This is a genomic window from Patulibacter medicamentivorans (genome assembly GCF_000240225.1).
GTDB lineage: Bacteria > Actinomycetota > Thermoleophilia > Solirubrobacterales > Solirubrobacteraceae > Patulibacter > Patulibacter medicamentivorans.
In genome coordinates, this window is sequence record NZ_AGUD01000022.1 from 1 (window position 1) to 24748 (window position 24748).

The following is a 24748-nucleotide window of genomic DNA, read 5'->3' on the forward strand; positions in this document are numbered from 1 at the left end:
CTCCGCCCGCCCGAGGTCGTGCAGCAGCGGCCCGCGCCGGTCGTCCGCCGGCGGCTCGGCGAGGGCCCGACGCAGATGGCGGACGGCGATCGCGGGGGCCCCCTTGGCGAGCGCGTCGCGGCCGGCCTCGTGCAGGCGCCGCGCGACCTCGGGATCGCCGCTCGGCTCGCTGAGCAGCAGGTGCGCGGCCGCCCGCAGCGGGTCGGCGCCGGCGTCGAGCAGCAGCCGCGCCGCCCGCTCGTGGAGGAGCGCGCGCTCGACGGCGGTCAGGTCGCCGTAGACCGCGGCCCGCACCAGCGGGTGGACGAACTGCTGCGGCGAGCGGTCGGCGAGCACCTGGGCGGTGGTCAAGCGCGCGATCGCGGCGACCGCCGGCTCGCGCTCGAGCCCGGCGAGGGTGCAGACGTGACGCAGGTCGCTGTCCTGCTCCAGCACCGCCACCGCCCGCGCGATCGCGATCGCAGCGGGACCGAGGAACCCGATCCGCAGCATCAGCTCGTGGCGCAGCGACTCGGGTGCCGCGTCGACCAGCGCGCCGATCGCGGCGGCGTCGATCGGCTGGCGGCTCTGCTGGAGCGCCAGCACGATCTCGCGCACCAGGAACGGGTTGCCGCCGCTGAGCCGGTGGCAGACGGCGCCGGCGGCGGGGTCGGGCGCTCGCCCGGCGAGGCCGGCGAGCAGCCGGGTCGTCGCCTCCGGGCTGAGCGCGACCGGGGCCATCCGGACGGCGGTCCGGTCGGCTCGCAGGTCGTTCAGCGCCGGATCGGCGTCGGCCCCGTCGCGGGTGGCGACGACGACCAGGATCGGCAGCCCGTCGAGTCGCCGGGTCAGGTGGGCGATCGCCCGCAGCGACGGCAGGTCGGCCCAGTGGGCGTCGTCGACGACGAGCGCGAGCGGCCCGCGCTCGGCGAGCGCGACCACCAGCCAGTAGAGGCCGTGCAGCAGGCCGTGGGTCGACTCGGCCCGCGGCGCGGCGGGGTCGGGCAGGTCGAGCGCGGCCAGGCCGAGCATCGCCGCGTCGCCGGTCGCGGCGGCGGCCAGGCGGGGACCCTCGCGCCGGACCTCGCGCTCCAGCAGCTGCCGGACGACGCCGAACGCGAACTCCCGCTCGACCTCGGCGCCCCGCGCTCGCAGCACGCGCATCCCGGCCCGCTCGGCCAGCTCGCCGGCGGCCTCGGCGAGCCGGGTCTTCCCGATCCCGGCCCCGGCCTCGATCAGCACGCTCCGGCCGTCGCCGGCGGCGGCATGGCCGACGGCGTCGCCGAGCGCCCGCAGCTCGCGCTCGCGTTCGAGCAGCCCCCCGTCGCCGTCGACCCCCATGACCGCGGCCGATGATAGGGCGAGCGTCGCGGCCGACGTGCGCCGTGAGCCCGGGCGGCAGGGCGATCGTGGGGCTCCGCCGTTCAGGACGGCTCGTCGGCCGCGCGGTCGCCGGCCGGCCGATCGTCGTCGGGGTGACGACCGGCGAGCACGCCGTCGATCGCGCCGGCCAGCCCGATCCAGCCGGCGAACCGCTGCCACGGCCGCCCTCGCTGGCGCAGCCGCCCGCTGAGCGGCGCGTCGCCCTCGATCTGGAGCTGCACTTCGATCGGATCGTCCGGCACGGGACGAGCATCGGGGGTCGGCGGACGGCGCGCGTCGGGAGCGCGACCCCGAGGTTTGGGCGATCTGGCGGCGCTGGGCGGCGCGGCGACTACAGCCCCGGCGGGTGGCGGGCGACGAAGCCCGCCGTGCTGCGAGACTCGCTCGTCCAGCGGGTGCCGCCGCCGCGCAGCGCGCTGGTGTCGAAGCGACGGCCGTCGACGATCATGAAGGCGTGGCCGGCGTTGGCGTAGACGGTGATCCGCTTGCCCGGGCCCGGCTCGCCCCAGCTCATGAAGCCGGTCGAGTCCAGCGGCGAGGACAGCAGCCCGGCCGCGGCCAGCGCGTAGCTGATCGAGCCGGAGCAGTCGTAGCCGCCGGAGGCGCCGCCGTGGCCACCGCCCCAGACGTACGGGGTCGAGGCGATCTCGTTGGCCGCCGAGATCACGCGGGCCACCGAGCCGCCGCCGGCCGCCGACGGGCCGCCGCCGTTGCTGGACCGCGGGGCGGCGCTGGTCGCCGTCGTCGCCTCGCGCGCGGCGGCCGCGGCCGCCGCCTGCTGGCGCTCGAGCTTCGCGATCCGCGAGCGGACGGCCCGCAGCCGGCCGGCGGTCCCGGCACGCTGGCGCAGCTGGGCGGCCTGGCGGCGCAGCAGCGCGTTGCGCAGCACGTCGGCGTGCTTGCGATCGGCCTCGGCCTCGGCGGCGAGCTTGCGGAAGCGGACGCGCGTGACCTCGAGGTCGTCGGCCTGGTGGGCGACCGCCGTCTTGGCGTCGCGGGTACGGTCGAGGACCAGGCCGTTCTGGCGGCTGATCCGCTTGTAGAAGTCGACGCGCTCGAGCAGGTCGGCGAAGCCCTTCGAGGTCAGCACCACGCTGACGATGTCGGGGCGGCCGTTCTCGTAGGCGGTGACGAGGTTCTCCGACAGGATCGCGGTCGCCTTGTCGGCGCGGCGCTCGAGCGTGGTCAGGCGGATCCGGGCGCGGACCAGCTGGTCCTGCGTCCGGGTCAGCTGGCTGCGGCGCGCCGTCACCCGCTGGTCGAGGGTCGCCAGCCGCTGCTCGGCCTGGGCGAGGCCGGCGTTGGTGGCGTCGATCCGCCGGCTCTCGGCCGCGACCTGGGCGCGCAGGCTCTGCGCGGCGGCCCGATCGGCGGCCGGATCGGCGTGCCCGGCGGTCGGGGCGCCCGCCGCGACGGTCAGCGCGGACGCGCCGATCGCGGAGACGGCGAGGACGCGCAGGGATGTACGGCGGCGAGCGAGCGGCGGCATGCAGGAGTGACGTTGGGGTGCGCGCGGGTGCGCGGGCCCGTCGCGGGCGGCAGCGGCGACGAGCGCCCAGCGGCCGACGTCCGGCCGCGGAGGCGCTTCGAAGCTAGCAACGGCGCGTCGCCGGGCCCTAGCGCGGAAGCGCCCTGCAACGGATCTTGCGACGCGCGATGATTCCGCCGCGATGGTCCCGCAGACGCCCGTTCCGACCACCACGATCGGCACTCCCGGGGCCGCCAACGCCGTCCGGCTGGTGCTGCTGGGCAGCGGCGAGCTGGGCCGCGAGGTCGCGCTCGAGGCGGTTCGCCTGGGCTGCGAGGTGGTCGCCGTCGACCGCTACGAGAGCGCCCCGGCGATGGCGCTCGCCCACCGCCGGCACGTGCTGGCGATGACCGACGAGGCCGCGCTGCGGGCGGTCCTGGAGGAGGAGCGCGCGCGTCCCTGCGCGGCGCTGATCGTCGTGCCCGAGATCGAGGCGATCGCGACCGGCGTGCTGCAGGAGCTCGAGGCCGACGGGCTGCGGGTGGTGCCGACGGCCCGCGCGGCGCGGCTGACGATGGACCGCGAGGGGATCCGCCGGCTGGCCGCCGAGGAACTGGGGCTGCCGACCTCGCCGTACCGCTTCTGCGACTCGGCCGAGGAGCTGGAGGCGGCGGTCGCCGCGCTCGGCGCGCCGTGCGTCGTCAAGCCGGTGATGTCGTCCAGCGGCAAGGGCCAGTCGGTCGTCCGCGAGGTCGGCGGCGCGGCGGCGGCCTGGACCTACGCCCAGGAGTCCGGGCGGGTCGGCGCGTCGCGGGTGATCTGCGAGGGGTTCGTCGCGTTCGACTACGAGATCACGCTGCTGACCGTCCGCCACGCCGGTGGGACGTCGTTCTGCGCTCCGATCGGCCACACCCAGGAGGACGGCGACTACCGCGAGTCGTGGCAGCCGCAGCCGATGAGCGCGGCCGCCGCCGCTCGCGCCGAGGAGGTCGCGCGGACGGTCACCGACGGGCTCGGCGGCTGGGGGATCTTCGGCGTCGAGCTGTTCGTGCGCGGCGACGAGGTCCTGTTCAGCGAGGTCTCGCCGCGCCCCCACGACACCGGGATGGTGACGCTGGCCTCGCAGGCGCTGAGCGAGTTCGCGCTCCACGTGCGGGCGATCCTCGGGCTGCCGATCCCGACCGACGGCGACGGCCGGGTGCCGCTGCTGGGGCCGGCGGCGAGCGCGGTCGTGCTCGGGCCGGACGAGCTGGGCGAGCACGACGCGCCCGGCTACCGCGGGGCCGGCGACGCGCTGGCGGTCGACCCGTCGGTCGAGCTGCGGCTGTTCGGCAAGCCCGACACGCGGCCGGGACGGCGGCTCGGGGTCGCGCTGGCGCGGGGTGGGGACGTCGCCCAGGCGCGCGAGCGGGCGACCGCGGCGGCCGCGCTGGTGCGGGTCGAGGGCTGAGACCGGCCCGGCCGCTCCGCGGGTGGAGCAGCCGGACGGGCGGCCCCGGCTCAGTCGCGCTTCGAGCAGGCGGCGTCGCAGAACGGCGCATTGGCCGTGTGGCCGCAGCCGCAGAGGGTGGCGCGGACCTCGGACAGGCTGCTGCCGTCGGGCAGCTCGATCGCCAGCTCGCCCCGCAGCACGATCGTCTCGCCGTGGCGGCGGACCGTCGTCGGGTGGTCGGGCTGCTCGGCCGCGCCGTCGGCCCGCTCCAGGTGCAGGGCGCCGCTGGGGCAGCGAGCGATGATCGTCGCCAGCTCGTCGATCGCGGCGTTCTCGGGCTGGATCCACGGCCGCCTGGCGGTGTCGAAGACCGCGGGCAGGCCCTTGACGCAGCGCGCCGCGTGCAGGCAGCGGGCGCCGTCGAAGGTGACGGTCGCGTCGTCGCGGACGTAGCGCTTGACCGTCATTCGAACGCCTTCCGGATCCGCTCGTCGAGGTGCGGCATGTACTCGGGGTGGCGGTGGACGTAGCGCGCGATGAAGGGGCAGATCGGCACGATCTGCAGCCCGCGCTCGCGAGCGTCGTCGAGCGCGCCCTTGGCCAGCGCGCTGCCGATCCCCTGGCCCTCGAACTTCGGGTCGACCTCGGTGTGCGTGAAGATGATCCGGTCGCCGCGGACGAGCTGGTACTCGGCGAAGCCGGCGAGCCCGTCGTCGGTGCGAGCCTCGTATCGGTGCTCGTCGGGGTTGTCGCGGACGTCGGTGGCCATGCTGCTCCTCGCTGCCGGCGGGTGAGGGGTCGGCGCCGGTCTCGCCATGCTCCCACAGCGGCCGCGGGGCGCCGGAGCGGCCGGGCGCCGCGCGGCTTCGCTCAGCCGACCCGCGCCCGGATCGCGTCGGCGAACCGCGCGCTGGCGCCGGGGGCGTGCCCGAGGAACAGGTAGGGCTCGGTCAGCTCCAGCTCGAGCACGACCGGCGCGCCGTCCAGCTCGACGAGGTCCACGCGCGCGTAAAGCGGGACGACGCCGAACCGCTCGCGGACGTGGTCGAGCAGGCGGCCGGCGACGTCCAGCTCGGCCGCGGTCGGCCGGTGGGGGCGGATCTCGGGCAGGTGGGCGTCGTCCTCGATCGGGTCGGCGCCCGCCCGCAGGATCCGGCCCTTCTCGATCGCGTGCGAGAGCCGTCCGTCGAAGTGCAGCAGGGCGCTCTCGCCCCGGACGTCGACCGAGGCGACGAACGGCTGCAGCATCGCCGTCCGACCGCTGGCGTGGATCGCGTCGAGCAGCGCGTCGCGGCGCTCGTCCTCGCCCGGCGCGAAGCGGGCGGTGTCGAGGGCGCCGGCCGAGACCGTCGGCTTGACGACGTGCTCGGCGCGCAGCAGCGGCTCGTCGGCCGCGGGCCGCCGGCCGGGAGCCAGCAGCACGGTCGGGACCGTCGGCAGGCCCGCCTCGGCCAGCTCCAGCAGGTAGCGCTTGTCGGTGTTCCAGCGCAGGAGCGGCGCCGGGTTGTGCAGCTGCGGCACCCGCGCGGCCCAGGTCAGGAACTCGTCGTGGCGGCCCTGGTAGTCCCAGGTCGAGCGCACGATCACCGCGTCGTAGGCGCTCCAGTCGACGGTCGGGTCGTCCCAGCGCCGCCAGTCGGCGTCGAGGGCCGCGGCCAGCTCGTCCTCGTGGAACCCGTCGGGGTGGGCGGCCGACGTCGCCAGCGCGATCCGGGCGCCGCTCACGCGGTCGCGGCGGCGACGGCGTCGGTGCCGCGCGCGGCGTCCGCCGTCGGGCCGCCGGCGTCCGGGCGCAGGTCGCCGCGGGGTCCCTCGTCGACGTACGACGGCGGGAACGCCTCCAGGTACCGGGACCAGGCACGGCGGTTGATCGGCGGCGGCGAGCAGGCGGTGACGGCGGCGGTCACCGAGCGCTTGCGCGGCACCAGCCAGCCGGTCAGCCGCTGGAAGCGCAGCAGCCAGGTGTAGGCCGGCTCCTTCTCGGCCGACAGGGCGGCGTAGCGGCGCAGCGCCTGCTCGCGCGTCTGATGGCCCTCGACCACCAGCCGCAGCTCACGGCCGAGCGCCAGCCCGAAGTAGAGCGCCGGCCGGATCCCCTCGGCCGACAGCGGCAGGCAGTGGCCGGCGCTGTCGCCGGCGAAGAAGATCGCGTCGCCGGTGGCGGGGCGCAGCTTGTGCGGGATCCAGTTGCCCTGGAAGCGGACCGGGTCCCAGTCGAGGTCCGAGGCGAGCTTCAGCGTCGGGTCCTTGACGTGGTACCGCGGGTCGAACGAGCCGACGCCGACCCGGACCTCGTGGCCGGCGGGGAAGACCCACGAGTAGCCGGCCGGGACGTAGGTCGGGTCGAGGAACAGCTCCAGCTCGCCGGCCTCGCCGTGGGGGTGGATCTCCAACCCGCGCGAGAGGAACGCCTCGGGCGGCTGGATGTTCTCCTCGCTCGCCGGGGCCAGCACCCGCCGCCAGCCGAGCGCGTCGACCACCAGCGGGGCGCGGATCTCGCCGCGATCGGTGCGGACGCGGATCACGTCCTCGCCGCCGACCGGCGCGGACGCGGACCCGGCGCCGACCAGCGCGCCGTCGGGGCCGACCCGGCCCTCGACCTTGGCGGTCTCGAAGGTGAAGTCGCCCTGCTCGGCCAGCAGCTGGCAGAGCAGCCGGTAGTCGAACGTGCAGAAGGCCTGCGGCAGCTTCCACGAGAAGCGCTTGATCCGGGTCCGCAGGACCAGCTCCGGGAAGACCTGGCGGACCGACTCGCCGAGCCCGAGCGCCTCGATCCAGGGCAGCGGCGCCGCGCACGCGGACGTCGCACGCTCGCCGATCTCGTAGCGGTCGATCACCACCACGTCGAGCGGCGACCCGTCCGGCCGGGTCGCGCCGGCCAGCTCCCGCGCGATCGCCAGGCCGGCGAAGCTCGCCCCGCAGATCAGGACGTCGCAGTCGAGGTCGATGGGCGTGCGCTCGTCACCGCGCTTGGTGGCTCGGACCGGCATCAGGACGCCCGATCGTACCGGCCGTCGGCCCGAGTCGGCCCCGCCGGCCGCTTCGGGCTGGGCGGTCCGGGCCGGGCGGTCCGCGTGGGGCCGGGCCGGGGTCGGGTGGCGCTGGCCGTGCTGGGGTCGGGTGGCGCTGGCTGGGCGGGGTCGGGTGGCGCTGGCCGTGTTGGGGCCGGGTGGCGCTGGCCGTGCCGGGGGTCGGGTGGCGCTGGCCGTGCCGGGCTGGGCAGCGTCGGGCGGTGCGGTCGGGCGGTGCCGGGTGGCGTCCGGTCGGGTGGCGCTGGGTCGGCCCGGGCCGGGGCAGGTCGTGTCGTGCCGGCTCGTGCCACGGCGGGTCGGGGGAGGATGGCTGACCACGGCACCGCGAGCGCGGCCGACCTGCGCGGCCGCGTGGAGGATCTGCGGCGAGTCGGTGCCGATCTCGTCGCACCGGCCCCGAGCGAGCCCGCCGGCGGGGATGCTCGACCGATGCCGCTTCGCCGACCCCGGCCCGCCGCCCCTCCCGCCGCCACCTCGAGAGATCGCCATCTCGACGGCGCCGCCGGGCCGAGAAGGCGATACGGCGTCGCCACGACCACGGATCGTCAGGTCGCCCGAAGGGCGGGGGTGAGATGACGATCGGACGGGACGCCGGTGATCGCCGCGCACCCGATCGAGTGATCGCCGACCTCGCCGCGCAGCAGCGCGGGGTGGTGGCCCGGCAACAGCTGCTGGAGGCCGGCCTGGGCCCCGACATGGTCCAGGGTCGGCTCGACCGGGGCCGGCTTCACCGGTTCCCGAACGGCCTTCGGGGCGTCTACCTGGTCGGGCACGCGTCGCCGCTGCCGCTCGCGCTCGAGCACGGGGCGCTGCTGGCCTGTGGCGTGCGCGACGCCCTCCTGTCGCACCGGTCCGCGCTCTGGCTGTGGGACCTGGGGCCGAGGCCGGACGCGATCGAGGTCCTCGTCGTCGGCGGCGCGGCGTCGAGGCGGCGCCCGGCGGTCGTCGGCCATGCCGTGGCGGCGCTGCCTGCCGAGGACCGCCGGCGGGTGCTCGGCCTGCCGGTCACGGGGCCGGCGCGGACGATCCTGGACGTCGCCGCCACCCTCTCCGCTGGTGACCTGGCGGCGATCGTCGACCGGGCTCGGGCGGCGGGGGTGGTCCGTCGCGGCGAGTTGGAACGGGCACTGGTGCGCTCGGCCGGCCGTCGCGGAGCGGCGGCGCTGCGCCACGCGCTCCGTGAGCGAACGGGCCCGCAGTTCTCGCGCTCGGAGGCCGAGCGGCGCGTCGCCGACCTGGTCGCGCGCGTTCCGGATCTGCCACGGCCGCAGCGCAACGCCCGGCTGCACGGTCACGAAGTCGACCTGCTCTGGCCGCGAGAGCGGGTGGTGGTCGAGGTCGACGGCTATGCGTTCCACGGTCCGCGACGAGCGTTCGAGCACGATCGCGCGCGTGACGCCGAGCTGACCGCCCGCGGCTACCGCGTGGTGCGGGTGACCTGGCGGCAGCTGGTCGAGGAGCCCGAGGTCCTGCTGGTCCGGATCGCGCTGCTCCTGCGGCCGGTGGCGACGGCGGCTTGAGGGCATCCGGCCGACGGGCCGGTCGTCGACGTCCGGGGCCTCAGAGCTGTCGTCTCGCCCCGGCCCGCCCGGCGAGGCGGCGTTCTCATGGCCCCAGCCCGCAGTCGTGTCGTCTCGCCCGGCCCGCGCGGCGAGGCGGCGTTCGCGCGGCCTGCGCCCTGCAGTCTCGGCCCCGCCAACCCGGCGAGTCCGCGATGATGGGTCTGGAGCCCGTAGAGGCGCCGTCTCGCCGCGCGGCTCCGGACGAGACGGCGATCGTCATCGCGACCCCGACAGGCGCGGCCTCGCCCGGCCCGCCGACCGAGAGGGCGTTCGTCCGTCTCGAACCCGGAGACCCGTGCTCTCAGCGGCCGCGTGCCCGTCAGACCGCGATCGGACGGCCCACCCGGCGAGACGCGGTTTCGCCCCGCCGCCGGCCTGCGCGGCGATCGGACGGCCGCCGTCCGGCGGCCCGCGCGCCGCCCCGTGACAGCTGCCGATCCGCACCCCGCAGGCGGCCCGCATCGGGTGGCGCCATCGCGCTACCCTGCCTAGTCCCTATGTCCACTCTCGAGACCCCCGCGACGGTCGTGGAAGGCTCTGACGGCCTTCTCCTCAACGTCGACGGGCAGATTGTCCCCAACTACGACGCCACTTTCCCGCCGTTCGGCGAAGGTGACGTGATTACCGGCCAGGTCGTTCGCATCGACCCGGACGAAGTGTGGGTCGACGTCGGATACAAGTCCGAAGGCGTCATCCCGCAGCAGGAGCTGTCGATCCGTCGCAACGCGGATCCGCACGACGAGGTCGAGCTCGGCGAGGAGGTCGAGGTCCTCGTCCTCATCAAGGAGGACGACGAGGGCCGCCTCAAGGTCTCGCGCAAGCAGGCCCGCTACGAGCGTGCCTGGAAGCGGATCGAGGCCGCTCAGGAGACCGGCGAGCCGGTCGAGGGCACCGTGATCGAGGTCGTCAAGGGCGGCCTGATCATCGACCTCGGCGTCCGTGGCTTCCTGCCGGCGTCGCTCGTCGACATCCGGCGCGTCCCGAACCTCGACGAGTACCTGCACACGATCATCGAGTGCAAGGTGATAGAGCTCAACCGGCAGCGGAACAACGTGGTGTTGTCCCGTCGTGCCGTGCTCGAGGAAGAGCGCAAGGAGCAGCGTCAGGCGATCCTGGACGTGCTCCAGCCCGGCGTCATCGTCGAGGGCCAGATCTCGAACATCGTCGACTTCGGCGCGTTCGTGGACCTCAACGGCATCGACGGCCTGATCCACATCAGCGAGCTGTCCTGGACCCACGTCAACCACCCGACCGAGGTCGTCGCGATCGGCGACACGGTGCAGGTGAAGGTCCTCGACATCGACCGCGACCGCCAGCGGATCTCGCTGGGTCTCAAGCAGACCCAGGAGGACCCGTGGCAGCGGGTCGTCGACACCTACAACGTCGGCGACGAGCTCGAGGGCACGGTCACGAAGGTCGTCACCTTCGGTGCCTTCGTCGAGATCATGGAGGGCGTCGAGGGCCTGGTCCACATCTCCGAGCTCGCGGCGCACCACGTCGAGAGCCCGCGCGAGGTCGTGCACCCGGGCGACGACGTCAAGGTCAAGATCCTCGAGATCGACGACGACCGCCGCCGGCTGTCGCTGTCGGTCAAGCGCGTCGAGGGCCAGGTCCTGCCCCGTCGCGAGGTCACCGCGGACGAGGGCGACGAGCTCGCCCACACCTCGGGTGGCTCCGACGACGAGCGCAGCGACGCGGATCTCGGTCTGAGCGAGGACGTCTTCACCGACGCCACCGCCGTCGAGGAGGCGCCGGAGGCCGAGGCCGCCGAGGAGGCTCCGGCCGCCGACGAGGCTTCGGCCGCCGACGAGGCTCCGGCCGCCGAGGCCGAGGTCGCCGAGGAGGCTCCCGCCGCCGAGGAGGCTCCGGCCGCCGAGGCCGAGGCCGCCGAGGAGGCTCCCGCCGCCGAGGAGGCTCCGGCCGCCGAGGCCGAGGCCGCCGACGAGGCACCCGCCGCCGAGGAGGCCCCCGAGGCTCCGGCCGCCGAGGGCGAGTCGACCGACGAGGCCTAGTCCTCGCGGTCGCGCCGGCGCGCGACCGACCCGCAGGATCCGAACGTCACGGCCCGCCAACTTGGCGGGCCGTGGTCGTTCCGCGACGCGTGTCGACGGCGCCCACCGCTACCGTCCGGGGAACGATGATCGCCGCCTCCGGATCACGGCCGTGAGCACCTCGACCGTCCCCTTCGTCGGTCTGACCGGTGGCCTGGCCGCCGGGAAGTCGACCGCGCTCGCCGCGCTCGAGCGGCTGGGCGCCAGGACGCTGTCGACCGACGAGGTCGTCCACGAGCTCTACGCCGGCGAGGAGCTGCGCGACCTGGTCGTGGCTCGCTGGGGCAGCGGCGTCGCTCCCGGCGGCGTCGTCGACCGTGCCGCGATCGCGAAGCACGCGTTCGCCGACCCGGCCGAGCGCCAGTGGCTGGAATCGCAGGTCTGGCCGAGGGTCGGGGCCGCCGTGGTCGCCTTCCGCCAGGACGCCGACGCCGCCGATCCACGGCCGCCGGCGGCCGTGGTCGAGACGCCGTTGCTGTTCGAGGCCGGCATGCAGGACGCCTACGACGCCACGATCGCCGTGGTCGCCCCCGAGGACGTCCGGCGCGCCCGCGCCGAGGAGCGCGGCCACCACGGGGTCGACGAGCGCAACTCCCGCCACCTCTCGCAGGAGGAGAAGTCGGCCCGGGCGACGTACACGGTGGTGAACGACGGCTCGGTCGACGACCTCGAGCGTCGTCTCGCCGCCGTCCTCGACGAACTCCAGCCGTGAGCACCGACCCCCGCCTGTCTCCGTACCGCGCCAGCCCGGCGCCCCGCCAGCCCCGCGCCGGGGCTCCGCGTCCGCCGCGCCCGCCGCGCCCCGCGAGCTCGACCGCCCGCGGAGGCCGTCCGGCTGCCCGCCGGCCCGCCCCGCGCCGCCCGCCGCGCCGCCGCTCGGGCGGTCCGCGGATGCTGCTGCTGCTCGTCGTGGTGCTCGGCCTGGTCGGGCTCGGCGTGGCCGTGCTCGGATCGCGCGTGCCCGAGGTGGTCGACGAGATCCGCCTGCCGCTGCGCCACGAGGACATCATCCGCCAGCAGGCGAAGGACAAGGACCTCGACCCGGCCCTGATCGCGGCCGTGATCTACGCCGAGTCCCGCTTCCGCGACAACCAGGTCTCCTCGGCCGGCGCGATCGGGCTGATGCAGATCACCCCCGACACCGCTCGCGACATCGCCCGCCAGTCGGGCGGCAGCGCGTTCGTGCTCGGCGACCTCCACACCGCGCAGGTCAACATCAGCTACGGCGCCTGGCGGCTGCGGCACATGCTCCAGCGCTTCCACGGCAGCCTGCCGATCGCGATCGCCGGCTACAACGCCGGTCCCGAGAACGCCCAGAAGTGGAGCGACGAGGCCGCCGCCGAGGGCCGCTCGTTCTCGATCGCGCGGATCCCGTTCCCCGAGACCCGGCACTACGTCGAGAAGGTGCTCGCGGCCGAGCGCGACTACCGACGGACGTACCCGAAGCGGCTGGGGCTCGATTGAACGCGCCGACCAGGCCCGATGGGCACCGGCAGCGGTTCGCCGGCGCCCGGGTCGAGCGACTGACCCGGGTCGACCCGGCGCTCCGCGCCCGGTTGCTGCGGATCTGGGTCGACGTCTCGAACGCCGGCGGCTGGGTCGGGTTCGTCCCGCCGGTCGACGAGCACGACGTCGCCCCGGCGCTCGACGCGGCGCTGCGGCGGGTGCACGAGGGCCGCGACTGGCTGGTCGTCGTGACCGAGCCGATCGGCGGCGGCGAGGTCGCGGGCTTCGCCTTCGTCGCCGACAACGACCGCCTGCTCTCCGAGCACTGGCGGTGGGTGCTGCGGGTCCAGGTCCACCCCGACCACCAGGGCCACCAGCTCGGGCTCGTGCTGCTGGAGGGGATCGCCGAGATGGCCCGCGAGGCGGGGCTCGAGATGCTCCACCTGACCGTCCGGGGGGGCGAGGGGCTGGAGCAGTTCTACGCCCGCGCCGGCTACCGCGAGGTGGCCCGGATCCCGCGCGCGATCCGCGTCGCGCCCGGGGACGACCGCGACCAGGTCGTGCTCGTCCACCAGCTGGTGGCGTGAGGCGCACGTATACCGGCGCATCTCGCCACGCTGTTCGCTCGGCAGGACTGGCGTCCAGCTCTCGCTTCCGCGCGGCGACCTGCTTGGTCTACGTGCACCTCACATCCACCAGCGGCGGGTGAGCAATACCACCGGCGGCTCAGTCGCCGCGGGTGGCGGTCAGCAGCCGGTGGGCGGGGATCACGCTCCACCAGCGGCGGCTGCGTCGGACCTCGACGAAGCCGGCGGCGGTCAGCCGCGCGGCGAGGTCGCGGGTCACGAACGGCTCCAGCAGCGCGACGCGGCCGCCCGGGCGCACGACGCGCCGCAGCTCGGCGATCGCCTCGGAGCGGGCGGCGGCGCCGGGCAGCAGCGCCAGCACGTCGCGCGAGACGGCCAGGTCGACGCTGGCATCCTCGACCGGCAGCTCGCGGATCGACCCGGTCCGCAGGTGCACGCCCTTGACGCCCGCCGCGTGCAGGGTCTTGCGGGCCAGCGGCTTGCCGGTCGGGTGCAGGTGGCTCTCGACCCACGCGTCGACGCCGATCACGTCCCCCTTCGGCAGCCGCACGAAGAGCCCGGCGCACAGCAGCCCGCTGCCGCACCCGAGGTCGAGGGCCCGCTCGTCGCCGCGCAGGTCGAGCCCGTCGAGCATCCGGTCGACGGCCAGGATCTTGGTCTTGCGCGAGGTCCGGAACATCGCCGCGCTGGTCACCAGCGCGGCCACGCAGGTCAGCAGCAACAGCAGCACGATCAGGCCGTTGGAGCCCTCGAGCCCGCCGAGGGCGACGGCGGCCACGAGCGTGAGCAGCCCGACGACCATGCCGACGCCGGCGGCGCCCCGGACCTGACGCGGACGATCGAGGCCGTAGGGGAAGTTGGGGTCGATCTCGTCGGCCATCGTCCGCAAGCCTACGGTCGCTCCCCGGCCGGACGTCGTCCCGCCCCGGCCGGGCGGCGCCCGCGGGGGTCAGCCGCGGACGGTCGCGACGCGGTCGGACGCCTCGAGCACCGAGGCCAGGAGACCGGGAAAGCGCAGCTCCATCTCGGCGGCCCGCAGGCTCACCAGCCGACGGGTGCCGACGTTGCGCGTGTTCGTCAGGCCGGCCTCGCGCAGCACCCGCAGGTGGTGGGAGCGGGTCGCCTTCGAGAGCTGCGGGGCGAAGGCGCCGCAGGGACGCTCGTCGCCGGCGGCCAGCTCCTGGACGATTCCGAGCCGCACCGGGTCCGCGAGCGCCTGCAGGACGTCGAGCAGCTGGGGTTCGCCGGTCGATGATCCGTGGGGCACGCGGCCGATGGTAGCCGCCACGTGGGCACCGTCCACAGGACGACTGCGCGGGCGATCGGGACAGCGGGCCGGAGTCCCGCGGAATCGAACCCGGCGGCGCGCGGACCGGTCTGCGGCGGACGAACGCCGGGTCGTCGTACGGTTGGCGCATGAGCGCTCCTGCCGACATCGCCCAGGACGTCGTCGTCCGCGAGATCGCCGAGGACGAGATCGACGCGATCTTCGCGCTCGACCAGATCGTGTTCCACGGTCGCCTGACCGACGACGAGCGCGCGCGGGCGACGCGGCTGCTGGCCTCGGCGCACCGGATCGGGACCTACGAGGACGGCCGGCTGGTCGGGGTCGCGGCCGCGCTCGACCAGGCGATGACGATCCCCGGCGGCGAGATCCGCTGCTGGGGGCTGACCTGGGTCGGCGTCCTGCCGACCCACCGTCGGCGCGGGATCCTGACCTCGATGCTCGATCGGCTGTGGGCCGACGCGCTCGCCGCCGACCGCTCGATCGTCGGACTGTGGGTCGCCGAGGAGGCGATCTACGGCCGCTTCGGCTGCGGTCCGGCGACCCGCTCGATCGCGACCCGGATCACGACCGACAGGCCGCTCGACCTGCGGATCGATCCGGACCCGCGGTCGCTGCGGATGCTCGACGGCGACGAGGCGCTGGCCGCGATCGGCCCGTTCCACGAGCGCGTGGTGCGCCCGCGCCGCGGCGGGCTGCTGCGACGGGACGACCGCGCCTGGCGGGACGACCTGCTGCGGGACGTCGACGAGGACGACGAGGACCTGACGCCGCCGCGGATCGTGGTGCTCGGCCCGGCGGACGACCCGCAGGGCTACGTCGTCTATCGCACCGGCCACGGGGACGAGGAGGCGGGGACGCCGGGACGGGTGGTCCTGATCGAGCTCGAGGCGGCCGAGCCCGCGGGCGAGGCGGCGCTCTGGTCGTACCTGGCCTCGATCGACCTGACCGGTCGGATCGACTGCTGGTCGCGACCGGTCGACGACCCGCTGGTGACGATGCTCGCCGACCGCGACCGGATGCGCGTGACCGACCGCTTCGAGGCGCTGTGGCTGCGGCTGGTCGATCTGCCGGCGGCGCTCGAGGCCCGCTCGTGGTCGTGCGAGCTGGACCTGGCGATCGAGGTCGCCGACCCGCGGCTGCCCGACAACGACGGTCGCTGGCGGCTGCGGACGGCGGCCGACGGGAGCGCCCGCTGCGTGCGGACCGACGGCCCCGCCGACGTCGCCCTCGCGGCTCGCGACCTGGCAAGCGCCTACCTGGGCGGGATCGCGCTCGGCGAGCTGGGCCGGGCCGGGCTGGTCGAGGAGCGGACGGCGGGCGCGATCGCGCGGCTCGACGACGCGCTGCGGGTCGAGCGGGCGCCGTTCGGGGCCGACGCGTTCTGAGCCCGGGCGCGCCCGATGCGACCGCGGAGGCACCGAGCGGGACGCGCTCGGCCGACGCCGGAGGGCGAACAGGCGTTCGCCTGAACCGCCGCGCCACTCGCTACTCTCGGTGCGATGCCCGAGTTCCGCCTCGCCACCGGATGGACGCCGAAGGCCGACCAGCCGCAGGCGATCGACGAGATCGTCCGGCACGTCGAGGCCGGTGCGCGGTACACGACGCTGCTCGGGGCCACCGGCACCGGCAAGACGATGACGATGGCCGCGACGATCGAGCGGCTGCAGCGCCCGGCGCTGGTGATGGCGCACAACAAGACGCTCGCCGCGCAGCTCTGCAACGAGTTCCGGACCTTCTTCCCGCAGAACGCCGTCGAGTACTTCGTCAGCTACTACGACTACTACCAGCCCGAGGCGTACGTCCCGTCGAAGGACCTGTACATCGAGAAGGACTCGGCGATCAACGAGGAGATCGACCGCCTGCGGCACGCCGCGACGGCCGCGCTCTTCGCCCGCCGCGACGTGGTGATCGTGGCCTCGGTCTCGGCGATCTACGGCCTCGGATCGCCGGAGACGTACGACCGCAACTTGATCGTCGTCAAGCGCGGGGACACGGTCGACCGCGACGAGCTGCTGTCGAAGCTCGTCCACATCCAGTACGCCCGCAACGACACCGCCCTCCAGCGCGGCACCTTCCGCGTCAAGGGCGAGACGATCGACGTCTTCCCCCAGTACGCCGAGACGACCTACCGGATCGTGCTCTTCGGGGACGAGGTCGAGCGGCTGCAGCACATCGACCCGCTGACCGGCGAGCTGCTGGAGGACGACCTCGAGCACGTCGCCGTCTGGCCGGCGTCGCACTACACGACGCCCGAGGGCCACATGGAGCGGGTCGTCGACGAGATCGGGGCGGAGCTGGAGCAGCGCGTCAAGCAGCTCGAGGACGAGGGCAAGCAGCTGGAGAGCCACCGCCTGCAGCAGCGCACCCGCTACGACATCGAGATGCTGCGGGAGATGGGCTTCTGCAACGGCATCGAGAACTACTCGCAGATCATGGACGGCCGCAAGGCGGGCGAGCGGCCGTACTGCCTGATCGACTACTTCCCCGAGGACTTCGTCTGCTTCCTCGACGAGTCCCACCAGACCGTGCCGCAGATCGGCGGCATGTACGAGGGCGACCGCTCGCGCAAGCAGACGCTGGTCGACTACGGCTTCCGGCTGCCGAGTGCGATGGGCAACCGCCCGCAGACCTTCGACGAGTTCCTGACGATCACCCCGCAGCTGGTCTTCGTCTCGGCGACGCCCGGGCAGTTCGAGCGCAACCGCGCGGGCGAGGTCGTCGAGCAGATCGTGCGCCCGACCGGGGTCGTCGATCCCGAGATCGACGTCCGCCCGACTCGCGACCAGGTCGACGACCTGATGAACGAGATCCGGGTGCGGGTCGAGCGGGGCGAGCGGACGCTGGTCACCACGCTGACCAAGAAGATGTCCGAGGACCTCACGACCTACCTGCTGGAGCACGGCTTCAAGGTCCGCTACCTGCACAGCGAGGTCGACACCCTGGAGCGGATCCAGATCATCCGCGACCTGCGGCTCGGCGTGTTCGACGCCCTCGTCGGGGTCAACCTGCTGCGCGAGGGCCTCGACATCCCGGAGGTGACCCTGGTCGCGATCCTCGACGCCGACAAGGAGGGCTTCCTCCGCGGCGAGACGTCGCTGATCCAGACCATCGGTCGCGCCGCCCGCAACGTCGGCGGCCGCGTGATCATGTACGCCGACCGGCGCTCGGCGGCGATGGAGGCCGCGATCGGCGAGACCGACCGCCGACGCGCGATCCAGGTCGCCTACAACGAGCAGCACGGGATCACCCCGACGACGATCAGCAAGGGCGTCAGCGACATCGCCGAGTTCCTGCAGTCGGAGTCGAAGCTGCCCAAGGGCAAGCGCCGCCGGGCCAAGCAGGAGGAGACCGACAAGCTCTCCCTGCGCGAGCTGACCGAGCGGCTGGTTGCGCTCGAGGAGGAGATGCTCGCCGCCGCCGAGGACCTGCGGTTCGAGCACGCCGCCGCGCTGCGCGACGACCTCCGCGAGCTGCGAGCGGTGGTCGAGCGGCGCGAGGCGGCGTAGCGGGACTCCGCCTCAGAGGCCGCGGACGAAGGCCACCGCGCGCCGCACCCACGGTTGCAGCTGGCGCTTGCTGCGGATCGCCTCGGGGGCGACGTGCAGCCAGTTGCGCATCTCGCGGCCGCGCATGACCATCGGCTCGACCCCGTCCCGCTCCAGCAGGGCGGGGGCCTCATCCGGGTCGACTCGCACCAGCAGCCCGCCGGTCCGCGACGCGGCGACGGTCAGGTGGCCGCCGACGAGGAAGGCGTGGCCGCCGAACATCCGCTTCTCGCCGATGTCGGGCTCGTCGGCGAGCAGCTCCGTCAGCCGCAGCACCAGCTCCTGATCGAGGGCCATGGCGCCACTCTCGCAGGCCGGGCGGCGGGCGATGCGGGGGCCTGCTCCGTCAGGCGACCTCGACGGCCAGGCCGTCGAGCGCCGCGAGCGCGGCGTCGACCGACGTGCCGTCGTTCCAGAAGTGGAACGAGATCCGCGTGCGGCCGGCGCGACCGGCCGCGCGGATCCCCGCCGCGGCCAGCGCCTCGGCGATCCCGTCCCCGCGCAGCGCGACGATCGCGCTGCCGGCCGGGCCGGCGCCCAGCCGCCGGCGAAGGTCGTTGGCGAGCCCGATCCCGTGACGCCCGAGCACGTCGGGGCCGGCCTCGGCGATCGCCTCGAGCGCCGGTGCGGCTCCGGCCCAGCAGATCCACGCGGGGGAGAGGTCGTAGCGGCGCGCGTCGGCGGCCTGCCGCAACGGGGTCCCGTAGCACGAGGCCCATGGGTTCTCGCCCGCGTACCAGTTGGCCATCAGCGTCGGGATCCGCTCGCGGGCGGACGGGCGGACGGTCGCGAACGCGGTGCCGCGCGGACAGCAGAGCCACTTGTAGCCGCCGGTGACGGTCATGTCGAAGCGCCCGGCGTCGATCGTCGTCCAGCCCGCGGCCTGGGTCGCGTCGACGAGCGTCAGCGTGTCGTGCGCGGCGGCCGTGGCGGCGAGGGCGTCGAGGTCGATCCGGCGCCCGTCGGCCGACTGCACGGCGCTGACGCAGACGAGGTCGACGTCGGCGGCGACCGCCTCGACGAGCTGCTCGACCGGCCGCGAGTGGACCTGCAGGCCGCGCCGGCGCGCCTCCGACAGGACCGGGAACAGCACCGACGTGAACTCGCCGTCGGCGACCAGCACCGTGCCCCCGTCCGGCACCGCCGCGACCGCCAGGGCGACGAACGGCGAGGCTCCGGTGCCGGCGGCGACGTCGCTCGCCGGGACGCCGAGGAGGGCCGCCGCCGCGTGCCGTGACCGGGCCAGCTGCTCGTCGTGGAGGAGCGGGTCGAGGTCGCCGGCGGCCCAGCGGTCGATCGCGTCGTGCATCGCCCGCCGACCGGCCTCGGCCGGGAGCCCCGCCGTCGCGGCGTCGAGGTGCAGGGGCAGGGCCGGGAAGGCACCCCGGACCTGCGCCAGGACGGCATCGGCGGAGGCGGCGGCGTCGTCTGGCATCCCGTTCACCGTCGCAGGCGCGGCGGGCCGGATCAATCGCCGCGACCGGGCCGACCGCCGGCAAGTGGCCCCCTCGGCCTGGCGCCGCGGCCCCGGTCCGGCGCCGCCCCGCGCGCTTGGCGCGGCGGCACCCGCCTCCCATCGTCCGCTGGGTCGATCTTCGTGCAACCGTGAGGTTCAGGTCATCTCCGGGGCAGGCTCCGGGTCCAACGTGGAAGGCGATCGAAGCGCCACCACGCCGAGAGGACTCGCACGATGCACCACGACCCCCAGCACCCCTCCTCCTTCCCGCCGCCGTTCGAGCTCCTGGCCGGCGGTGAGGAGCCCCCGGCCGAGCTGCTGGCGCTGCCGCCGCTGGGCGAGCTGCGAGCCGGCGACCGCCGGGGCGCGCGGCTGGCGCTGGCGCGGGGCCTGGCCGATGCCACCGGTCGCCGGCCGGCGGCGGTCGAACGGGCGGTCCAGCAGATCGTGGCCGAGGCCGCGCACGCCGAGCGGCGCCTGCGGGATCCCCACGCCGCGCTCGCCTCGCGGCTCGGGGTCAGCACCGCGATGGTCGACCGGGTCGCGCGGCAGGTCGAGGAGCGCGGGACCCGGCCCGGGCAGCGAGGGGGCCCGGCGCTGCGAGCGGTCCCGCCGCCGGTGGATCGATCTTGATCGAACGCTGAGGTTCGCGTCAGGCGGGCGAGAGCCGGACGGGGGAAGATCGGTGGACCGACCCGTAGCTCCCACCCGCCGAGAGGACCCGCCGATGCCGCAGGACCATCACCGCCCCGCCGAGCGCCCGCCGCTCGAGGTGCTGACGGCCGGGGACCGGTCGCGCGCCGAGCTGATCGCGTTGCCGGCGATCGGAGGCCACGGCCGGCGTCGCGCGGGCCGCGACGGCTCCGGAGCGGCGCCGGTGCGACGCCCCGTCGCCGACGCTCCCGAGGCCGCGTAGCGATGCTGCGCCCCGATCGCCGGTGGCGAGCGCGCGCCCCACCAGGGGCCGTCGCGGCGAGTGCCTAACCTGGAGCGATGCTGCACCCGCCCGCTCAGCGGCTCCACGGCTTCGGCACCACGATCTTCGCCGAGATGACCGCGCTGGCCCAGCGAACCGGTGCGATCAACCTCGGCCAGGGCTTCCCGGACGTCGACGGCCCGAACGAGATCGTCGAGGCCGCCGCCCGGGCGTTGCGCGCCGGCCCCAACCAGTACACGCCGGCGCGCGGCATGCCCGAGCTGCGGAGGGCGATCGCCGAGCACCAGCGGCGCTTCTACGGGATCGACGTCGATCCCGACCGTCAGGTCCAGGTCACCGTCGGGGCGACCGAGGCGATCGCGGCGGCGATCATCGGGCTCTGCGATCCCGGCGACGCGGTCGTCACCTTCGAGCCCTACTACGACTCCTACGCGGCCTGCATCGCGATCGCGGGCGGCGTCCGACGGCCGGTGACGCTGCGGCCGCCGGACTTCGCGCTCGACGTCGAGGCGCTGCGGGCCGCGGCGTCCGGCGGGGCGGAGGGGACGGCCCCGAGCGGGGTCCCCGGCGGCGGATCCCCGGCGCGGATCCTGCTGCTGAACTCGCCCCACAACCCGACCGGCAAGGTCTTCAGCCGCGCCGAGCTGGAGCAGATCGCCGCCGTCTGCCGCGAGCACCAGCTGATCGCGATCTGCGACGAGGTCTACGAGCACCTGGCGTTCGACGGCGAGCACGTGCCGCTGGCGACGCTGCCGGGGATGGCCGAGCGGACGCTGACGATCTCCTCGGCCGGGAAGACCTTCGCCCTGACCGGCTGGAAGGTCGGCTGGGCCACCGGGCCGGCCGACCTCGTCGACGCGGTCGCGGCGGCCAAGCAGTTCCTGACGTTCTCGGGCCACGGGCCGCTGCAGCTGGCGGTCGCCGAGGCCCTGGCCCTGCCCGACGGCTACTACCAGCGGGCGGCCGACGACCTGGCCGGCAAGCGCGACCGCCTCTGCGCGGGGCTCGAGGCGGCCGGGCTCGAGGTGCTGCGGCCGGCCGGGACCTACTTCGCGACCGCCGACATCCGCTCGATCGGCGAGCGCGACGGGCGCGCCTTCTGCCGCGAGCTGCCGGAGCGTGCCGGCGTCGTCGGCGTGCCGACCGTCGTCTTCTACGACGACGAGGAGGTCGGCCTGCCGCTGGTGCGGTTCGCCTTCTGCAAGCGCGACGAGGTGATCGACGAGGCGGCGGCGCGGCTGGCGCGCTGGCACTCCTAGCCTGCGCCGTACGGCGTCCATGCGTGGAACGTCCAGGGCAACCGGGAGCGTATACGGACGTTCGTTCTAACGGCGGTTGACCTAACTCTGCCGGGACGTCTGCCCGGTCGTCGGATTGCGGTCGCTGAGTGGGGAATTGACTAGTTTCGAGCGCTCGCGCGGAACTCCCCGCGACGCTCTCGCCGGGCGCCGTCTCCGCGACCCATCCCCCGACGCTCGTTCGCACCGAAGGACTCGCCTCGTGCTTCTCCGTTCCCTGCTTCGCGCTGCCTTCGTGGCAGCGCTCGCCACCTTCGCCCTCGTCCCAGCCGCGATGGCGGCCGACGGCACCTACTCCGTCTACGCCTGCAAGGGGCCGACGGGGGCGCCGGTCGGCTCGTCCGGCTGGGCGCCCGCGGCCTCGCCGCAGGCCCACACCTCGGACGCCTGCTCCGGCGGCGGGCCGCTGGCGCTGTCGCTCGACGCGGGCGCCGGCGGCGGTCAGGTCGCGAAGTGGACCTTCCAGGCGCCGAGCGCGACGCGGATCGCCGGGCTCAACCTGCTGCGTACGACCCAGGGCCTGGCCGGCACCTCCAACACGAACGTCTCCTACGTGGTCAACGCGCTCGGCGTCGCGCCGGACGGCAACACCAAGGAGCTGGAGAGCTGCGAGAAGAAGAACGACAAGTGCCAGACCGAGCTGTCGGCCCCGGTCAGCAAGCCGGGCCTGGACGCCGCCGGGCTGGTCGTCCAGCTGACCTGCGCGACCGGCCTGCTGGACAGCTGCCCGACCGCCGCGCCGACGGTCGTGTCGCTGGGACAGGCGGTCGTGACGCTGCGTGACGCGACGGCCCCGTCGGTCAGCGGCACGAAGGTGATCGACGACGGCGACAAGAGCGGCACGCTGCGCGTCCGCTTCGACGCGGCCGACCAGGGCGGCGGCCTGTACCGCGCGGTGACGCGCGTCGACGGCAAGGTCGTAGCGACCCAGGGCCTCGGCGACGCGAACTGCGCCGACGCCGATCCGGCCGACGGCGATGCCTACCAGTTCGTGTCGGCGCAGCCCTGCCCGGCGTCCGCGACCGGACGCGAGTCGTCGATCAACTACAAGTCGCTGACCGCCGGTCCGCACACGGTCCAGATCGAGGTCGAGGACGCGGCGGGCAACAGCACCGCGGTCTACGCCACCCAGTTCCCGCGTGCCAACGCCGACGGCGGCGGCACGGCGGTCGATCCCAAGCGGCTGCTGCAGGGCCGCGTCCGCGCCTGGTTCCCGAGCGGACCGAAGGGCAAGACCCACCTGCGGAGCCGGACCTTCGCCTACGGCGTCCGGCCGCTGATCCGCGGCTACGTGGTCGACCGCAAGGGCAAGGGCATCGTCGGCGCTCGCGTCGACGTCTACCACGTGACCCGCAACGGCAAGCGGACGCTGGTCAAGACCGGCCTCAAGACGCGTGGCAAGGGCCTGCTCACCTACATCGTCTCCAAGCGCCTCGACACCCGCCGGATCGAGCTCACCTACCGGGCGCTGCGTCCGGGGCCGATCACCGGCAAGGTCTCGCTCTCCGTGCGGGTCGTCAAGGGCGGGAAGACCTTCGTCCTGCCCGAGAACCGCAAGGGCGGGAAGAAGAAGTCGGCCAGGAAGTAGCGCCGATCCCGTGGGCCGCCGGTGCGGGAGGCACCGGCGGCGCGCGGCCCGCCGCCGATCCGGGACGCGGAACGTCGCGTCTCGGCGGTCCGGGACGACCTCTAGCCTCGACGGCCGATGCCCAGTCCGTCCGCCAGCGCCCGCGAGCAGGCCGTCGACGCGATCCTCGGCTGGTACGGGCGTGGCGCGCGCGACCTGCCGTGGCGGCGGACCCGCGATCCCTACGCGATCCTCGTCTCCGAGGTGATGCTCCAGCAGACCCAGGTCTCGCGCGTCGTCGAGCGCTACCTGCGGTGGATCGAGCGCTGGCCGACCGCCGGCGGGCTGGCGGCGGCCGATCGCCGCGACGTGCTCGCGGCCTGGGTCGGGCTGGGCTACAACTCGCGCGCGGTGCGGCTGCACGAGGCGTGCATCGCGGTCGCCCGCCACGGCTGGCCCGCCGATGCGGCCGGCCTGCGCCGGTTGCCGGGGATCGGGCCCTACACCGCCGCCGCGGTCGCGTCGTTCGCGTTCGGCGAGCGGGTCGCGGCGGTCGACACCAACGCGGTCCGGATCGCCGCCCGGCTCGGGCTCGGCGACCCCCACGAGCTGCTGCCCGAGGCGCCCGAGCACGCGGTCACCTGGAACCAGGCGGCGATGGAGCTGGGCGCGACGGTCTGCCGCGCTCGCGACGCGGCCTGCCACCGCTGCCCGGCGGAGCGCTGGTGCGCGTCGGCCGGCCGGGTCGTGATCCCGCCGCGGGCGGCGGCCGGCAGCCGTGTGCGCTTCGAGGACACCGACCGCTACGTCCGTGGGCGGATCGTCGCGGCGCTGGCCGCCGGGGACGAGCTGCCCGACGGGATCGCCCCCGAGCGGCTGGAGCGGGCGGTCGAGGCGCTCTGCCGCGACGGCCTGCTGGAGCGCACGGGCAGTGGCCCGCGACTGGCCGCGGCCGCCGACGAGCGGGCCTGACGGGCGGCCGATCGAGGGCGATCGCCGGCGGTTCTTCGGCGATCCACGCTGAAACCCAACCCGACGTCCGCTAGATTCCGCCGCTGTGCGGGCGGCGTTGTCGTCTGCCGGCCGAAAGGACCCCCTTGCCGCTCGACCGACAGTCCATCGAGAAGCGCGACTTCCCCATCTCCCGGCGCGGGTACGAGACCGCCGCCGTCGATCAGCACCTGGCCGCGGTCGCGCGCGAGGTCGAGGAGCTGCAGCGCCGGGCCGACACCGCTCCGGCCGCGGCGCCGGTGTCGCCGGCGGTCGCCGACCCGGGCGTCGTGTCGTCGCTGGCCAGCGCCGCGTCCGAGCAGGTGCGCGCGATCGTCCAGGCCGCCGAGAGCACGGCGATCGAGATCGAGCGCCAGGCCCGGGGCGAGGCGGCGCGCGTGACCGGCGACGCCGACAGCGACGCCCGCAAGGCGCGCGAGGCGGCGTCCGAGGAGGCCCGCGCGACGCGCGAGGCCGCCAGCGCCGAGGCCCAGGCGCACGTCGCCAGCGTCCAGCAGTCGACGAACCTGATGCTGCAGCGGGTCGAGGCGCTCGAGGGCGAGCTGACCGGTCTGCTCGAGCACCTGCGGACCGCGGCCCACCGGGTCCAGGCGGACCTGACCCTGCTGCACGGCCAGGTCGCCGAGGTCGGTGGCCTCGACGCGCCCGCGCCGAGCCGCCCGGCCCCCGCCGCGCCCGCCAGCCGCCCCGCCGCGCCGGCGACTCC

At 75.0% G+C, this 24748-nt stretch carries 24 protein-coding genes and 1 pseudogene; 14 read left to right on the plus strand and 11 right to left on the minus strand.

Features of this window, described 5'->3' with window-relative positions:
• From PAI11_RS03215 to PAI11_RS23835, 3 genes are all read right to left on the minus strand, one after another.
• Window positions 1-1320 (minus strand): ATP-binding protein (locus PAI11_RS03215; protein WP_040598005.1); only part of this gene is annotated, 1320 nt, incomplete at its 3' end.
• 83 nt (window positions 1321-1403) lie between these two features.
• Window positions 1404-1604, minus strand: coding sequence for a hypothetical protein (locus PAI11_RS03220; RefSeq protein WP_040598007.1), 201 nt, complete (start codon window positions 1602-1604; stop codon window positions 1404-1406).
• An 89-nt stretch (window positions 1605-1693) separates the two neighbouring features.
• On the minus strand, window positions 1694-2851 hold the full coding sequence (locus PAI11_RS23835) for a coiled-coil domain-containing protein (protein ID WP_007570788.1): 1158 nt from the start codon (window positions 2849-2851) through the stop codon (window positions 1694-1696).
• A gap of 181 nt (window positions 2852-3032) precedes the next feature.
• On the opposite strand from PAI11_RS23835, the gene purT reads away from it, so the two are divergent.
• Window positions 3033-4280 (plus strand): formate-dependent phosphoribosylglycinamide formyltransferase, encoded by a 1248-nt coding sequence (gene purT / locus PAI11_RS03230; protein ID WP_007570790.1) that lies wholly within the window; start codon window positions 3033-3035, stop codon window positions 4278-4280.
• Between the two features lie 50 nt (window positions 4281-4330).
• Here the strand turns inward: purT and PAI11_RS03235 are convergent, their stop codons facing one another.
• From PAI11_RS03235 to PAI11_RS03250, 4 genes are all read right to left on the minus strand, one after another.
• Window positions 4331-4729, minus strand: coding sequence for a (4Fe-4S)-binding protein (locus PAI11_RS03235; protein ID WP_007570792.1), 399 nt, complete (start codon window positions 4727-4729; stop codon window positions 4331-4333).
• The gene (locus PAI11_RS03240) at window positions 4726-5031 is read right to left on the minus strand and encodes a GNAT family N-acetyltransferase (protein ID WP_007570794.1); all 306 of its coding nucleotides are present in this window, start codon (window positions 5029-5031) and stop codon (window positions 4726-4728) included. Before PAI11_RS03240 ends, PAI11_RS03235 begins: the two co-directional genes overlap by 4 nt.
• Window positions 5032-5132: 101 nt before the next feature.
• Complete coding sequence (locus PAI11_RS03245; protein WP_007570796.1) at window positions 5133-5987, minus strand: ATP-grasp domain-containing protein; 855 nt, start codon at window positions 5985-5987, stop codon at window positions 5133-5135.
• On the minus strand, window positions 5984-7252 hold the full coding sequence (locus tag PAI11_RS03250; protein ID WP_007570799.1) for an NAD(P)/FAD-dependent oxidoreductase: 1269 nt from the start codon (window positions 7250-7252) through the stop codon (window positions 5984-5986). Before PAI11_RS03250 ends, PAI11_RS03245 begins: the two co-directional genes overlap by 4 nt.
• A 614-nt stretch (window positions 7253-7866) precedes the next feature.
• On the opposite strand from PAI11_RS03250, the gene PAI11_RS03255 reads away from it, so the two are divergent.
• The 5 genes from PAI11_RS03255 (at window position 7867) to PAI11_RS03280 (ending at window position 12940) form a co-directional block, all read left to right on the plus strand.
• A complete protein-coding gene (locus tag PAI11_RS03255) occupies window positions 7867-8814 on the plus strand; it encodes a DUF559 domain-containing protein (protein ID WP_040598011.1) in 948 nt (315 codons plus the stop codon).
• Between the two features lie 539 nt (window positions 8815-9353).
• Complete coding sequence (gene rpsA, locus PAI11_RS03260) at window positions 9354-10868, plus strand: 30S ribosomal protein S1 (RefSeq protein ID WP_050897086.1); 1515 nt, start codon at window positions 9354-9356, stop codon at window positions 10866-10868.
• Window positions 10869-11019: 151 nt separating this feature from the next.
• Entirely contained in the window at window positions 11020-11619 is a 600-nt protein-coding gene (gene coaE, locus PAI11_RS03270; protein WP_007570808.1) for a dephospho-CoA kinase, read from the plus strand.
• Between the two features lie 179 nt (window positions 11620-11798).
• Window positions 11799-12371, plus strand: coding sequence for a lytic transglycosylase domain-containing protein (locus PAI11_RS03275; protein WP_007570809.1), 573 nt, complete (start codon window positions 11799-11801; stop codon window positions 12369-12371).
• Window positions 12368-12940 (plus strand): GNAT family N-acetyltransferase, encoded by a 573-nt coding sequence (locus PAI11_RS03280; protein WP_211656540.1) that lies wholly within the window; start codon window positions 12368-12370, stop codon window positions 12938-12940. Before PAI11_RS03275 ends, PAI11_RS03280 begins: the two co-directional genes overlap by 4 nt.
• 139 nt (window positions 12941-13079) lie before the next feature.
• Here the strand turns inward: PAI11_RS03280 and PAI11_RS03285 are convergent, their stop codons facing one another.
• The gene (locus tag PAI11_RS03285) at window positions 13080-13820 is read right to left on the minus strand and encodes a class I SAM-dependent methyltransferase (RefSeq protein ID WP_007570811.1); all 741 of its coding nucleotides are present in this window, start codon (window positions 13818-13820) and stop codon (window positions 13080-13082) included.
• A 69-nt stretch (window positions 13821-13889) separates the two neighbouring features.
• A complete protein-coding gene (locus PAI11_RS03290; RefSeq protein ID WP_007570812.1) occupies window positions 13890-14207 on the minus strand; it encodes an ArsR/SmtB family transcription factor in 318 nt (105 codons plus the stop codon).
• 149 nt (window positions 14208-14356) lie between these two features.
• Between PAI11_RS03290 and PAI11_RS03295 the strand changes: the two genes are divergently transcribed.
• Both PAI11_RS03295 and uvrB read left to right on the plus strand, forming a co-directional pair.
• Entirely contained in the window at window positions 14357-15613 is a 1257-nt protein-coding gene (locus PAI11_RS03295) for a GNAT family N-acetyltransferase (protein WP_007570813.1), read from the plus strand.
• 114 nt (window positions 15614-15727) lie between these two features.
• Window positions 15728-17734, plus strand: coding sequence for an excinuclease ABC subunit UvrB (uvrB, locus tag PAI11_RS03300; protein WP_007570815.1), 2007 nt, complete (start codon window positions 15728-15730; stop codon window positions 17732-17734).
• A 12-nt stretch (window positions 17735-17746) separates the two neighbouring features.
• On the opposite strand, the gene PAI11_RS03305 is transcribed toward uvrB, so the two are convergent.
• Window positions 17747-18070, minus strand: coding sequence for a TfoX/Sxy family protein (locus PAI11_RS03305; RefSeq protein ID WP_007570817.1), 324 nt, complete (start codon window positions 18068-18070; stop codon window positions 17747-17749).
• A 49-nt stretch (window positions 18071-18119) separates the two neighbouring features.
• Window positions 18120-19208 carry an aminotransferase class V-fold PLP-dependent enzyme gene (locus PAI11_RS03310; RefSeq protein WP_007570819.1) on the minus strand — a complete coding sequence of 363 codons (1089 nt, stop codon included), beginning with the start codon at window positions 19206-19208 and terminating at the stop codon, window positions 18120-18122.
• A gap of 255 nt (window positions 19209-19463) precedes the next feature.
• Here PAI11_RS03310 and PAI11_RS03315 point away from each other — a divergent pair, with 255 nt between their 5' ends.
• The 6 genes and pseudogenes from PAI11_RS03315 to PAI11_RS03340 form a co-directional block, all read left to right on the plus strand.
• Window positions 19464-19862 (plus strand): hypothetical protein, encoded by a 399-nt coding sequence (locus tag PAI11_RS03315; RefSeq protein WP_007570821.1) that lies wholly within the window; start codon window positions 19464-19466, stop codon window positions 19860-19862.
• Window positions 19863-19956: 94 nt separating this feature from the next.
• Entirely contained in the window at window positions 19957-20145 is a 189-nt protein-coding gene (locus tag PAI11_RS03320; protein WP_040598014.1) for a hypothetical protein, read from the plus strand.
• 77 nt (window positions 20146-20222) lie between these two features.
• The gene (locus tag PAI11_RS03325; protein WP_007570825.1) at window positions 20223-21425 is read left to right on the plus strand and encodes a pyridoxal phosphate-dependent aminotransferase; all 1203 of its coding nucleotides are present in this window, start codon (window positions 20223-20225) and stop codon (window positions 21423-21425) included.
• 241 nt (window positions 21426-21666) lie between these two features.
• The gene (locus tag PAI11_RS03330; protein ID WP_138974071.1) at window positions 21667-23052 is read left to right on the plus strand and encodes a peptidase associated/transthyretin-like domain-containing protein; all 1386 of its coding nucleotides are present in this window, start codon (window positions 21667-21669) and stop codon (window positions 23050-23052) included.
• A 117-nt stretch (window positions 23053-23169) separates the two neighbouring features.
• Window positions 23170-24003, plus strand: a complete 834-nt coding sequence (locus PAI11_RS03335) for an HhH-GPD family protein (RefSeq protein ID WP_007570829.1) — start codon at window positions 23170-23172, stop codon at window positions 24001-24003.
• A 125-nt stretch (window positions 24004-24128) separates the two neighbouring features.
• A pseudogene (locus PAI11_RS03340) lies at window positions 24129-24748 on the plus strand (hypothetical protein); the annotation flags it as partial.